This window comes from Rhizobium pantanalense, assembly GCF_030182525.1.
GTDB lineage: Bacteria > Pseudomonadota > Alphaproteobacteria > Rhizobiales > Rhizobiaceae > Rhizobium.
Genome location: NZ_JAQJCH010000004.1, coordinates 185,526 through 198,122, shown reverse-complemented (window position 1 = coordinate 198,122; position 12,597 = coordinate 185,526). Strand labels below are relative to the sequence as shown.

At 57.3% G+C, this 12,597-nt stretch carries 11 protein-coding genes; 9 read left to right on the top strand and 2 right to left on the bottom strand.

Features of this window, described 5'->3' with window-relative positions; genetic code table 11:
* Window positions 1-134: 134 nt before the first annotated feature.
* Together PH558_RS12710 and PH558_RS12705 are read left to right on the top strand one after the other, a co-directional pair.
* On the top strand, window positions 135-533 hold the full coding sequence (locus tag PH558_RS12710; RefSeq protein WP_113410241.1) for a response regulator: 399 nt from the start codon (window positions 135-137) through the stop codon (window positions 531-533).
* Window positions 534-867: 334 nt separating this feature from the next.
* A complete protein-coding gene (locus PH558_RS12705) occupies window positions 868-3,069 on the top strand; it encodes an ATP-binding protein (RefSeq protein ID WP_113410242.1) in 2,202 nt (733 codons plus the stop codon).
* Between the two features lie 243 nt (window positions 3,070-3,312).
* Here the strand turns inward: PH558_RS12705 and PH558_RS12700 are convergent, their stop codons facing one another.
* Entirely contained in the window at window positions 3,313-4,269 is a 957-nt protein-coding gene (locus PH558_RS12700; RefSeq protein WP_285204690.1) for an EamA family transporter, read from the bottom strand.
* A gap of 53 nt (window positions 4,270-4,322) precedes the next feature.
* On the opposite strand from PH558_RS12700, the gene PH558_RS12695 reads away from it, so the two are divergent.
* Both PH558_RS12695 and PH558_RS12690 read left to right on the top strand, forming a co-directional pair.
* The gene (locus PH558_RS12695) at window positions 4,323-4,964 is read left to right on the top strand and encodes a CGNR zinc finger domain-containing protein (RefSeq protein WP_285204689.1); all 642 of its coding nucleotides are present in this window, start codon (window positions 4,323-4,325) and stop codon (window positions 4,962-4,964) included.
* 216 nt (window positions 4,965-5,180) lie between these two features.
* Window positions 5,181-6,452 carry a cation:proton antiporter gene (locus tag PH558_RS12690; RefSeq protein ID WP_285204688.1) on the top strand — a complete coding sequence of 424 codons (1,272 nt, stop codon included), beginning with the start codon at window positions 5,181-5,183 and terminating at the stop codon, window positions 6,450-6,452.
* A gap of 59 nt (window positions 6,453-6,511) precedes the next feature.
* Here PH558_RS12690 and PH558_RS12685 read toward each other — a convergent pair whose 3' ends face one another.
* Window positions 6,512-6,838, bottom strand: a complete 327-nt coding sequence (locus tag PH558_RS12685; protein WP_285205025.1) for a hypothetical protein — start codon at window positions 6,836-6,838, stop codon at window positions 6,512-6,514.
* Between the two features lie 335 nt (window positions 6,839-7,173).
* Between PH558_RS12685 and PH558_RS12680 the strand changes: the two genes are divergently transcribed.
* The 5 genes from PH558_RS12680 (at window position 7,174) to PH558_RS12660 (ending at window position 12,583) form a co-directional block, all read left to right on the top strand.
* Window positions 7,174-7,482 carry a PepSY domain-containing protein gene (locus PH558_RS12680; RefSeq protein WP_285204686.1) on the top strand — a complete coding sequence of 103 codons (309 nt, stop codon included), beginning with the start codon at window positions 7,174-7,176 and terminating at the stop codon, window positions 7,480-7,482.
* A 25-nt stretch (window positions 7,483-7,507) separates the two neighbouring features.
* Window positions 7,508-8,116 (top strand): general stress protein, encoded by a 609-nt coding sequence (locus PH558_RS12675; protein ID WP_095433208.1) that lies wholly within the window; start codon window positions 7,508-7,510, stop codon window positions 8,114-8,116.
* 454 nt (window positions 8,117-8,570) lie between these two features.
* Window positions 8,571-9,662 carry a sensor histidine kinase gene (locus PH558_RS12670; RefSeq protein WP_285204684.1) on the top strand — a complete coding sequence of 364 codons (1,092 nt, stop codon included), beginning with the start codon at window positions 8,571-8,573 and terminating at the stop codon, window positions 9,660-9,662.
* Window positions 9,663-10,096: 434 nt separating this feature from the next.
* On the top strand, window positions 10,097-11,536 hold the full coding sequence (locus tag PH558_RS12665) for a DUF7125 family protein (protein WP_285204683.1): 1,440 nt from the start codon (window positions 10,097-10,099) through the stop codon (window positions 11,534-11,536).
* 6 nt (window positions 11,537-11,542) lie between these two features.
* Window positions 11,543-12,583, top strand: a complete 1,041-nt coding sequence (locus PH558_RS12660) for a sensor histidine kinase (protein WP_285204682.1) — start codon at window positions 11,543-11,545, stop codon at window positions 12,581-12,583.
* Window positions 12,584-12,597 lie beyond the last annotated feature (14 nt).

Sequence of the window (12,597 nt, the reverse complement as noted above, 5' to 3'; positions counted from 1 at the left end):
GAGGCTTGATAGAATATACGCCGCATGGGGATTAAATTTCGAGTGCCAGAAGTAGCTCTCCTCCCATCTTTCAGGATTATCTTTTCCTGAATCTCTAGATGGATTGAATTTCCCCAACGATGGAACGACTAGACATGAAGGAAACTGCCAAGAAGTTACGCATCTTTGTGGTCGAAGACGAAGTTCTCCTGGCGACGTGGATGGAGGACATTCTGGTGGATCTTGGCCATGAGATAGCCGCCGTGGCGTCGCAATTGCCTGAAGGGTGCGAGATCGCTCGAAGCGGGGAATTCGATTTGGCAATTCTCGACGTCAATCTTAACGGGCAGCCGAGCTATCCAATTGCTGAGATACTACGCGAACGCGGCATACCCTTCGTCTTTGCAACGGGCTACGGCGGAACCGGACTAGATCCCGCTTTTAAGAACGTCCCGACATTGGCCAAGCCCTACGTCATCAACGACGTGGAGCGTGTGCTAAGTAGCGTCATGCTCTCGTCAAACATCGATGTACAGGAGAAGTATTCTAAATAAAAAACTTAAAGGCGAGGAATAGAACTTCAGCATCATGAGACAGCGTTACTGATAGCTTTGATTTCCTCCTTTGGAGAAGACGCTCCATCCGAGCGAGGTGCGCTGATCGCCTAACGGCGTGCCGAGAACTTGGTCCGACAGATGATTTCAGAGGCTTGCAGCGCCGATCCGCCTCCGGGTGCTCGCTAGCCAGGTAGCGGCAGCCTTTGGAACGAAGTCGCTTGAAATATGTTTACATTGCCGTTGGAGGGGGATCTATGCAGCAGGTCTTAATGCCGTTCTTCCGTCAAACGTCACAATTCGGCCTGAACCAGTACGTTTCCAAGGGGCTGACATGAGCGACCCTAACTCGGAGTTCAGGCCCGACGCGATCAGCGCATCCGACTGGCGCCAGATTGTCCAGAGCGCGACAGACACGGCGATCATAACTACCAATCTGGCAGGCTTGGTGACGAGTTGGAACGAGGGCGCCTATCGTCTGCTCGGTTGGACCGAAGAAGAAATGCTTGGCCAGACGCTTGATCGCTTGTTCGAAGATGCGAACCAGATCGGGCTCGAATTCGAGGAAGCCCGCACCCATGGTCGCGGTGGTGGCACCGAGGGGTGGCGGATCCGGAAGGGCGGCGGCCGGCTCTGGGCGGTCGGCGAAATGACCCCGATTCGCAACGCGGGCGGCGAGATCACCGGCTTCGTGAAGATCCTGCGCGATCGCACCCGAGCCAAGGTAGCGGAGGAAGAAGCCGCCGAGGAACGCCGCGCGCTCGAGATTCTCAATCGCGCAGGCTCGGCCCTGGCAGCGGAAACCGATCTTCACAAGCTCGTGCAGGTTGTCACCGATGCCGGGGTCGATCTGTCGGGCGCAGAGTTCGGGGCATTCTTTTACAATGTGCTCAATGAACAGGGCGAGAGCTATATGCTCTATACCTTGTCCGGCGCCCCAATCGAGGCGTTCTCGAAATTCCCAATGCCGCGTAACACGGACGTTTTCGGTCCGACTTTTCGCGGCGAAGGCATCGTTCGTTCCGACGATATCACCAGAGATCCGCGCTACGGCAAGAACGAGCCTCGCAAAGGAATGCCGGAGGGCCATCTTCCGGTGCGCAGCTATCTTGCCGTTCCTGTCGTTTCGCGAACCGGAGAAGTCTTGGGTGGGCTGTTTTTCGGCCATGCCACGCCCGGGATGTTCCACGAGCGATCGGAGAGGGGATTGGCGGGTTTGGCAGCGGAAGCCGCAGTGGCGATCGACAACGTCAGGCTGTCCCAGGCCGCCCAACGCGAAATCGCTGAACGCCGTCGCGCCGAAGCAGCTTTGCGAGAGCTAAACGCTACTCTGGAACAGCAGGTTGCGGAACGGACAGCCCAGCTCAAATTGAATGAAGAGGCGCTGCGGCAATCGCAAAAGATGGAGGCGATCGGCCAGCTCACCGGCGGTATCGCTCATGACTTCAACAACCTGCTGCAGGTGATCATTGGCAATCTCGACACCATCCTGCGCAATGTTGCGGACGATTCGCCACGGCTGAAGCGGGCGGCAAATAACGCGCTCACTGGCGCGCGGCGCGCTGCGGCCCTCACCCAGCGCCTGCTGGCCTTCTCACGGCGCCAGCCGCTTGATCCGAAGCCACTGAACGTGAATGGATTGGTGACCGGACTCTCGGAAATGGTGCACCGGACGCTTGGCGAGACGGTATCGGTCGAGACTGTGCTGGGTGCCGGTCTGTGGCAGGTTGAAGCGGACGGCAACGAACTCGAGGCAACGATCCTCAATCTGGCGGTGAACGCCCGGGATGCCATGCCGGAGGGTGGCCGCCTCACCATCGAGACCGCCAATGCTCACATCGACGAGGCATACGCAGCCAACTATGCCGAGGTGGCCCCTGGGCAATATGTATGCATCTCCATTTCGGATACCGGCATAGGGATGGACGAAGAGACACTGGGGCGAGCGTTCGAGCCCTTTTTCACCACCAAGCCAGTCGGCAAGGGCACGGGCCTCGGTCTCAGTCAGGTCTATGGCTTCGTTAAACAGTCTGCCGGTCATGTAAAAATCTATTCCGAGGTTGGACAGGGCACGACCGTGAAGATCTATCTTCCGCGACTTGTGACCGCCGGCACCGCCGAGGCCGAGAGCGAGAACGATGCTGCGATCCTCGATGGCGATGGAGAGGAGACCATCCTCGTCCTCGAGGACGACGACGACGTTAGAACCTATTCTGTCGAAATCCTACGCGAGCTCGGCTACCGCGTGGTCGAGGCACATGACGGCCCGTCCGCACTTCGCCTGTTGGAGCGGCAGGGACGCGTGGATCTGCTGTTTACCGACGTCGTGCTGCCGGGCGGCATGACCGGCGCCCAGGTGGCCGAGCAGGCGCGCGAATTGAAGCCTGGTCTGAAGGTCTTGTTCACGACGGGCTACGCCCGCAACGCCATCATCCACCATGGCCGACTGGACAAAGGCGTGAAGCTGATCACCAAGCCCTTTAGTTCCGCCGATTTGGCAGCTAGAATTCGAGACGTGCTCGATGATCAGCTTTAGAAGCGGGTGGATCATTTACGGAGAATTGCCCCACCTGATAAGGTGATCATGAAAGCAGGTAAATTATCTCAGACGCGCCAGAGACCATGCTTGAGCGGGCGGTGAGCACCGTAACGGGCCGGAGATCAGGCACTCTCCGCTGCCATCTATGTGAGCGACGCGATGGAGTGATCTCCTACTTCAACGCGGCTTGCCTCGACTCGGAATCCGCCTCGCGAGAGGCGAGAGATCTGGCAACCGCTTTCAGGGATGCCGGGGAGATACTTGAGCCTCGCAAAAATGGGGCATCTCGTCCTTCCTAGTCGATTTGTATTGGAGCAGCAGCATGCCGGCCACCGAAACAATGATCATTGCGGCGCCTATGAGGATGGGCGTCGTTACGCTTTCTCCCAGAAACGCATAGCCGAGGACAACGGCAATGATCGGGTTTACGAAAGTGTAAGTGGCGACCAATGAAGGCGCTACTCGTTTCAGCAGCCACGTATATGCGGCGAAGGCTATCACGGTACCGAACAGAATCAGGTAGGCCAGGCCACCCAGTGAAACGGCGGAGATCCGGGTCGGCTGCACAGCTTCCAACTCGCCCGATAGCGCGCTGATGACGGCCAATGCTACTCCGCCGGCGAGCAGTTCGATTCCAGCGAGCCCAGTTGAAGCGAATTTGGCGGAATGGCGCTCCGATATGACCGTTCCGACGGCCCATGAGAAGGAGGCACCCAGCAGGAGAAGCAAATCCACGAGGTGCACCGCGCTCGCGCGGGAAGATATTTCCTGCCATGCGATGAGAGCTACACCAGCGATGCCGGGAACGAGGAGTGCCGCCCTCATCGCGGTCGGCCGCTCACCTCCGGGAATGAAAACTTGCAGGAGGACGATACAGAACGGGATCGTTGCCAGCAGCAGAGCGGCCACGCCGGATGAAACGCGCTGCTGCGCATATGCCAGAACGCCGTGGCATCCGACGAAGAAGAGCAAGCCACAAACTGCCGCGATTCCCCACATCGTGACGGATGGAGCTTCGGCACCCTTTACCCTTGCATAGCCATAGAGAATGGTGCCCCCGATCAAACAGCGTATGCCCATCAGAAGAAAGGGTGGCAGCGTTTGCAGACCCAAAGCTAAGGCAAGATAGGTCGATCCCCAGATGATATAGATCGCGGCAAAGGCCGCACCGAACGTGATATGTATCCTTGAAAGCATCGTGGCTGGTCCTAACCTTTTATAGGGTTATGAACCAAACCAGGATGAAGACTATGAGTTCCAATGAAGACCGACGTTCAGGCGTCGCCAGCGACCCCAAAGAGGAATTGGCAATCCGGTTTGTAAACACGGCAGCTTGGCGATTGCGCTCGTCCCGTGAGGAGCGGCTTCCTAACGCTCAGGCATTCTTGCAATGGCTGGCCGGCAACATACCTGGGAGTGAACAGCCGTTGGCACTGATCAATGCGCGGTGGCGCGCACATCCACAAGGCAGCGCTAAAGCCTATGAGGCGGCGATTGCACTGCGCGAAGCTGTCTATGAACTCCTTGTCGCTCGCATCGCCGATGTCGCCCCTCCGATCGAGGCTTTAGAGCATTTCAATGCTCTTTTGGTTCAGCCCGCAGACGGAATAAGGCTTGGGACGATTGCCGGTGAACTGGTCTGGTGTATCGACGGAGCCAGCGATCCAGACCTGCTCAAACCCATCATCATGTCCGCTGTAAACCTCATGACCGGTCCGAAAGCGCACCGTATCCGCCAATGCCAGGATGACCGTGGCTGCGGATGGCTGTTCGTCGACGAGAGCAGGGCGATGAACAGGCGCTGGTGTTCGATGGGAGATTGCGGGAACCGGGCAAAGGCCCAGCGACATTATCGACGTTCTCGCGGTAAAAGCGACAGCCCCTCCAGCTAGCCAACGTTCTCCTAGTAGGGAGCAAACATGCCCGTAGACATTAGATGGCCACTCACAGAGACGGCGAGGTGACGGGCGGGAACCAAATGTCCGGATATTGGTTGAATGAGCGAGATCATCACCGCAATTCGAGGCGGTTTGAATGGCGCCGGCCGTCAAGATCGCTTTGGACCACACGAGCTCTCATCAGAACTCGTGAGTTTGCCCGGAGCGCCTATGCCATCCTCTTACATGGTCACGCTCTTTATTTTCGGCGGTATCGTGCTCGCCACGACATGGTTGCCGCTCGTTCTCAGGCGATTGCCAATATCGCTTCCAATGTGCTGCATTCTGATCGGTATGGGGCTGGCCTGGTCCCCCTTTACTCCGCTTCCGAAGAAGAATCCTATCGAGAACTTGTTTTGGGCCGAGCATCTTACCGAACTTGTTGTCATTGTTGCACTCATGGGGGCAGGGCTGAAGATTGATCGACCCTTTGATTTGCGGCACTGGGCCATTACATGGCGGCTGCTCGGCGTCGCCATGCCGCTGTCAATAGCCGCCACAGCGCTTCTCGGCTGGAGCATTCTCAAGCTTGATCCGCCATCCGCGCTTCTCCTCGGCGCTGCCATTGCTCCGACAGATCCTGTACTTGCTTCCGACGTGCAGGTCGGGCCGCCCCAAACTGGTGAAAAAGACGATATCCGTTTCGCTTTGACCTCGGAAGCCGGATTGAATGACGGGCTTAGCTTTCCCTTCGTCTTGGCCGCTCTCGCAATGGCGACGTCCGGCAATCACGGAACCGACTGGCTCGGTCGCTGGCTGGCGGTCGACGTTGGTTGGAGGCTTGCTTCAGGTGTTTTTGTAGGCTGGCTTCTCGGTCGAGCACTGGGTTATTTCACCTTCAAGGCGCCTGAACCAGGTCGTCTCGCCAGGACGGGAGAGGGTCTTGCGGTACTTGGATTCACCTGCATTTCCTATGGCGCGGCGGAATTCGTGCATGGTTATGGGTTCGTCGCCGTGTTCATTGCGGCCCTGACCTTACGCAGTGCTGAGCGTAGAAGCCGCTTTCATGCTGAACTCCACGACTTCGGCGAGCAGATCGAACGGCTCCTGATGATGCTGCTTCTGGTCTGCTTTGGATCGGTCATTGGGGAGGGATCGCTGATGTCACATGTCGATTGGCGCATGGTCGCCGTCGCGGTGCTACTGCTAGCCGTTGTCCGTCCGGGCGCAGGCTTGATCAGTTTGCTCGGTTGCAACCTGCCTATTGACGAAAAATGGATCATCTCAATCTTTGGTATTCGCGGTCTCGGATCAATCTATTACCTGGCGTTTGCATCCGCCAGAGGATCCTTCGCTGCGCTCGAGACCGTCTGGACGACGATATTCATCATCATTCTCGTTTCGATATCGATCCATGGTGTCGCCTCGAGACCGGTCATGCGCTGGATAGATCGCAAACGCGGCGTCGACGCGATGAAGCCCAGCGGAATGGCGAACGAATAACCGCGGCCGCCGAATTCCGGCTCGAAATTTTGTTGGAGAGGAACTCGCCCCTTACCAGACTAAGGTCTGTGTGCAGGTCGCTCGCGGCGTGTTTCATTCTTCTTTCTTCGTTGCTGGCCATTTAAAGCTCTCATCGCTTCTGAAGACGGATTGGTTTCCCTCGGGCCGGCCGATGGTAAGGGCATCTCGTTCGTCAAGTCATCGAAGGAGAGCATTTTGCGCTTTGCCGCCATGAGCAAATCAAGCTCAACTGAAGAAGGGCCGAACCGAACGAACAGATCCTCGGCCGTAGCGTCATCGAGTCCGTATTTCTTCTGGAAATCCGCCAGGCAATAAGGGACGCCTCTTGTCGGCCGGCGCCGCTCGAAAGACCGTTGCATTTCCATATTTGATGATCCTCCTAATTCCGATCCAAGCAACTGTATCGGTGAGCTGAAAGTTCCTTGGCGGAGGAAATATCTCGAAAGGAGCGCGCAAAGAATGATAGCAGTGCGGGGACGAAGTTGGTTGAGTTGCGTCAGTCTGCCGCTCCTAGGCAGGTAAACTACTTTCCGATGCGCCGGCCTTGTTGTTCCTGGGCCGCGTTGCCCAGACACCATGGACCTGATCAAGCCGCCCCTGGAGCTCGTCGCACCTCTCGTTCCGAGCGCCGTGGTCGTCATAAGCTGCGGAACAAATTGATCTTTCTCTTGTTCGATGAGCGTAACAGGAGGAAACTTCCATGAAGAAATCCATTTTCGTCGCTGCACTTCTGCTTTCGGCAACGGCAGCCCTGGCCCAGAGCCAGACGCCGTCTACATCCCAGACAACTCCGGCGGTCAATACTGGTCAGAACCCGGGAGCGCCGGTTGCTGGCAAGAACAGCTTCACAGAAGACCAGGCCAAATCCCGCATCGAAGCCGCCGGCTACACGGACGTCACGGCACTCAAACTGGACGGTCAGGGCGTTTGGCGAGCGACTGCCAAGAAGGACGGCAAGGACACGGGCGTATCTCTGGACTTCCAGGGCAACGTCACGATGACCAAGTAACGAATTGAGAAGAAGGAGACGCGATATGCGCACCATTACCGGACTCTATGACAGTTATGACGACGCCAAGGCTGCGGTGAAATCTCTCGAGGATGCAGGCATCCCATCTGACGACATTAGCATCGTGACAAACAAGGCAAATGGTGTCGACGTCGAAGGGCAGGGCACTTACGCAGCCGAGGGAGCAGGAACGGGTGCCGGTGTCGGCGCTGTTGCCGGGGGCGCTGGCGGTCTTTTGACCGGTCTCGGCATGATGGCAATTCCCGGGGTCGGCCCTGTTGTTGCCGCCGGCTGGCTCGCGGCCACTGCCGCGGGAGCAGTAGCCGGTGCTGTCGCTGGCGGTGCCGTCGGAGGCATCGTCGGAGCGATGATCAGCGAAGGCGTCCCGGAAGATGAAGCCCACGTCTACGCCGAAGGCATCCGTCGCGGAGGGTCGGTTGTAACCGCAAGGGTTGATGAGGCAAAGCTACCGCAGGCCCAGGCGATCCTCACCCGGTCGCAGCCCGTCGACATATCATCCCGCCGGGCACTCTATGCGCAAGAGGGCTGGACGCGTTTCGACGAGACGGCCGAACCCTATACGCCTGAGCAGATCGAAGCTGAGCGCCAGCGATATCGCATGAACCGGCTTTGAAAAGCACAGAAGGTCGAAGGCAAGAGGGCGTCCGTGGTCAGCGGGCGCCTTCGCACGAGTTTCCCCGCGCGATTTTTCGCGATCGGACCAGGAGAACCACGAAATTGCAGAAGCCTTATCGATTGAGGGATGGTGCCGCCGCAATCGTACCCTTCAGGGAAAAGAGCCCGCTAAGCATTGCCTTTGTGAACGGGATTGCTATGTCTTGCTTGTTATGGCCTGATATCCAGCGTCTGAGCATCGGAATATTTGCCGAGGTGCGGGCTGCTTTAATCAGCCCTTCGCGTGTTTCAGGCATCGAACAATCCCATGCGAGTTAATCGCTGCGGTGAGAGAATATCCCTCCATTCTCGATTGCGTGAGGCAATTCAACGATGCTCTTTCGAGCTCTTCCGTTTCGCGGGAGCCGAAACCGCATCTCCGGCGAAATCTTGCCGACTATTGGGAGCCAAGCGTGTCGATAGAAGATAAGGATTGCGGCGCGGACGCCGCCGGTCAGCCGTCAAAAGTTCATTTGCGCGGACCTCAGCCGCGAAATAGCCCCTTTCTCTGGAAAAAACCTGTGGCTGAGGATGGTCCAGAACCACGTGACTGGCTGGCGGCGATTATTCGGGGATCGGATGACGCCATCATCAGCAAGGATCTTAACGGCATCATTCAAACCTGGAACGATGGTGCGTCGCGCCTATTTGGCTATTCGGCGGACGAAGTCCTAGGCAAGCCGATCACGATCCTCATTCCCGAGGACAGGCTTGACGAAGAACCGGTTATCCTCTCGCGAATCCAGCGAGGCGAGCGCGTCGACCATTTCGAGACGCGTCGTCGCCGCAAGGATGGAACGTTAGTCGATATATCGCTGGTGATTTCTCCCATCCGCAATGCGAAGGGCGACATTGTCGGCGCATCCAAGATTGCGCGTGACATAACGGAACGACGCCTTGCGCAGGAGCGACAGGAGCTTTTGATGGGGGAAATGCGCCATCGCGTGAAGAATTTGTTCACGTTGGCGAGCGCAATCGTATCGATCAGTGCAAGGTCGCCGGGAAATGTTGATGATGTGCTACGCGCTATTCAATCTCGACTGACGTCGCTTGCGCGTGCCCATGAGCTGACCATGGCAGTCAAGCCAGAAGATCATACCGGCGAATCGGAGACGAGGCTGCTTGCGGTGACCCGCACGATTCTGGACCCTTATACATCTGGCGGGCGGATTAAGATCGAGGGAGAAGATCCGCAGGTCGGCGGAAAGGCGATTTCCAACATTGCCCTGATCCTGCATGAACTGGCGACGAACGCGGCGAAATATGGATCGTTGTCAGTGCCGGAAGGCTGCCTCGATGTCCGGGTTTGGAGCGACGACGATCTCATTCACTTAAGTTGGATCGAGAAGAACGGTCCAGAACCCTCGCTCGTCGAAAAAGGAGGGTTTGGCAGCCGGCTGGAGCAAGGGCTCGTCAATGCCTTGGGTGCGGAGATCCAGCGTGACTGGCAGCCATCTGGCTTGTCCGTTCTGCTGCGCATGCCGCAGGCGAAGTTGAGATCATAATTGTTGTGCATCTCACCGGCGGGATTTGTTGGGTTCGGCTCTAGTCTGTGCCGGCAAGGCGAAGTTCTGACCTCGTCAGTCGTAAGTCATGACTGCATCTTAGGAAGGAGTATTGCCTCGAGGCGATTTGAGCGATGCGGAGCGGTATACCTGCCTGCAAAAGCAAGAACAGCACCGAGCCAATGTTCAAAAGACTCAAATAATCGGGATAATTTCAAGCCATTTCGACCGGCCGAAGACTTCGTTTTCGGCCCCTCCCTCTCGCCTCAGCCTAACTATCGCTGCCATTGGCATTTCATTGAAAACCGTGATTTGCGTTCGGCGGGTCTTGGAAATGCAGGCGGTGTGTCGGCGTAGTTAATCCGCAACCTAGGAACTCGATATCATGATCGGGCGTTGTACGTCCTCAATTCAGCCGTGAGCGAGAGGTGAACGTGGTTGAAAGCAAGAAGGTGACTGTTGTAAGTTCCGGGATTCCCGGGTTGGACGACATTCTCCGTGGCGGTTTGCCCGCATCAAATCTCTATATCCTTCAAGGTGCGCCAGGGTCGGGCAAGACGACCGCAGCTTTACAATTCCTCCGTGCGGGTGCTGCGAACGGAGAACGCTGCATTTATGTCAGCCTGTCTCAGACCAGGGCGGAGCTGGAGTCGATCGCGCTGTCCCATGGCTGGACGCTTGAGGGCATCCGGGTGGAAGAGCTCGCAGCTTCCGATTCGGTTGGGGGAGCAAGCGACCAGTCGATTTTTCAGACGGCTGAACTCCGTCTGGACGAGACACGGAAAATGATCGAAAGCGCAATTGAGGAGCACAAACCCAGCCGGCTTGTCTATGACTCACTACTTGAAATTCGGTTGATCACTGGCGATTCCCCCCGCTTTCGTCGCGAGCTGATCGCCTTCAAGGCGTTTCTCGCCAAACGCGACATAGTGGCTCTGTTGCTTGACACCCAAACCCCAGAGACCGATAGAACAGGCGAAGAGGTCGATGGCATTGCTCACGGCGTCATTCGTCTGGACAAATCGCTTGAGGAATATGGTGCGGTTCGCCGCCGCATCGAGGTCAGTAAGATGCGCGGTGTGCCCGTCGCCGACGGCTATCACGACATGGCGATCCGCGAAGGCGAGGGCGTGGTCGTATTCCCACGGATCATACCGGGCAACGTGGCGAGAACCGTTGAGCCGCAGTTGATCAAGTCCGGCGTGGATACGCTCGATGAAATGTTCGGCGGCGGGCAGGAATCGGGAACCACCACCCTCGTCATAGGTCAGGCGGGCACCGGTAAATCAACCATGGCCTCGCTCTATGCGACCGCAGCTCTCAAACGAGGTGAGAGTGTAGGCCTGTTCCTGTTCGAGGAGCGAATAGAGACTTTCTTCCGGCGCTCGGAAGGATTGGGCATGGATCTGCGCCAATTTCACAAGGATGGTCAGCTGATCATCCGGGATTTTAACCCCAATGAGATATCGCCGGGTGAGTTCGGCCAGATCGTCCAGCAAGCGGTGAGCAGTGAAAGGGTGAAGGTCGTCGTCATCGATAGCTTCACCGGATATCTGAATTCATTGCCGCATCGTGAGAAGGCCGTCCTCGACATCCAATCGCTCCTGAAATTTCTCGCGCGCGCAGGTGTGCTTACCATGCTTATCGTCGCGCAGCACGGTCTGCTTGGCCAGGGGATTGGTATTGATGTCGATGTAAGTTTTCTGGGAGACACGGTGCTGCTGCTGCGAATTACCGAGCATGAGGGTAGGCTGCGGCGCAGCATTACTGTCGTGAAGAAACGGCACGGTCCGCACGATCTCGACGTCCGGGAATTGTTCATTCAAAGCTCCGGAGTCACAGTGGTCTCATATAACCCGATTCCGGAGACCTGATCGCTCGTGGCCGCAAATGACAGCCATCTCGACTGGGTATTGGTCATCGCGCCTTATCGGCGCGACGCCGAACATTTGGAGACGCTCCTGGCTCAAAATGGTGTAGCTGCGCGGCGGGCGGAGGGCTTGGAACAGTTGATGGCGCTGTTGGCGCAAACACCCGGCGTCCTTGTTGCCACGCAGGAGGCACTTGATCCGGAGGTGCAGGAGACGATCGGTCGCCACCTAGTCGAGCAGCCAGAATGGTCGGAGATGCCTATTCTGATCCTATTGGACCGGATGGTTCCTCCGACCCGCGTGCAAGCTGAGCTCTCCGTTGCCTGGCCCCGCTCACGGCAACTCTATTATCAACGTCCAGTGACAATGCTCGAATTGCTGAGCGGCGTTCAATCGAGCCTGCTGGCGCGCCTGCGCCAGCGCGATGTCCGGGACCACATTGAGCGTGAGAGCGAACTTCGGCGTGAACTCAATCACCGCGTGAAGAACATTCTCTCCAGTATCTCTTCAATCTTCCAGATGACCCGCCGGCGCGCCGTCTCGCTGGATGAGTTCGCCGACGATTTCGCCGGTCGGCTTGCCGCTCTTGCCAACGTACATTCCGCAGTGTTCCAGGCGAACGGTGACGCAGCCGAGTTCTCCCATATTGCCGAATTAACCTTCAGCCCATATCGGGCGAAAGGCGCGGATCGCATTAGTTTTACGGGGCCGAAAATTATGCTGAGTGCCGAGGCCGCGACGACGCTGGCCTTATGCTTCCATGAGCTTGCGACAAATGCGCTTAAATATGGTGCTCTCCTAAAACCAGAGGGCCGGATAAGTCTGAAATGGTCCGTTTCACAAGATGGGAACCTGGATCTTCAATGGCTGGAGCGAGGAGGTCCGCCAGTCTCGGAACCTAAAAGAAGCGGATATGGAACGCGGTATATCCGCTCGGCGTTATACAACCTCTTTGGCACGCCGCCCACCATCTTGTTCCATCCACAGGGACTAAGCTGCACTCAGATCGGTCCGCTTGCGCGCGTGTCACCGAAGGACCTTGAACTCTAGGAGGCTTATTAGCC

Coding starts and splice junctions, on each gene's coding strand:
- PH558_RS12710 (WP_113410241.1), top strand. CDS start 135: ATGAAGGAAACTGCCAAGAAGTTACGCATCTTTGTGGTCGAAGACGAA.
- PH558_RS12705 (WP_113410242.1), top strand. CDS start 868: ATGAGCGACCCTAACTCGGAGTTCAGGCCCGACGCGATCAGCGCATCC.
- PH558_RS12700 (WP_285204690.1), bottom strand. CDS start 4,269: ATGCTTTCAAGGATACATATCACGTTCGGTGCGGCCTTTGCCGCGATC.
- PH558_RS12695 (WP_285204689.1), top strand. CDS start 4,323: ATGAGTTCCAATGAAGACCGACGTTCAGGCGTCGCCAGCGACCCCAAA.
- PH558_RS12690 (WP_285204688.1), top strand. CDS start 5,181: ATGCCATCCTCTTACATGGTCACGCTCTTTATTTTCGGCGGTATCGTG.
- PH558_RS12685 (WP_285205025.1), bottom strand. CDS start 6,838: ATGGAAATGCAACGGTCTTTCGAGCGGCGCCGGCCGACAAGAGGCGTC.
- PH558_RS12680 (WP_285204686.1), top strand. CDS start 7,174: ATGAAGAAATCCATTTTCGTCGCTGCACTTCTGCTTTCGGCAACGGCA.
- PH558_RS12675 (WP_095433208.1), top strand. CDS start 7,508: ATGCGCACCATTACCGGACTCTATGACAGTTATGACGACGCCAAGGCT.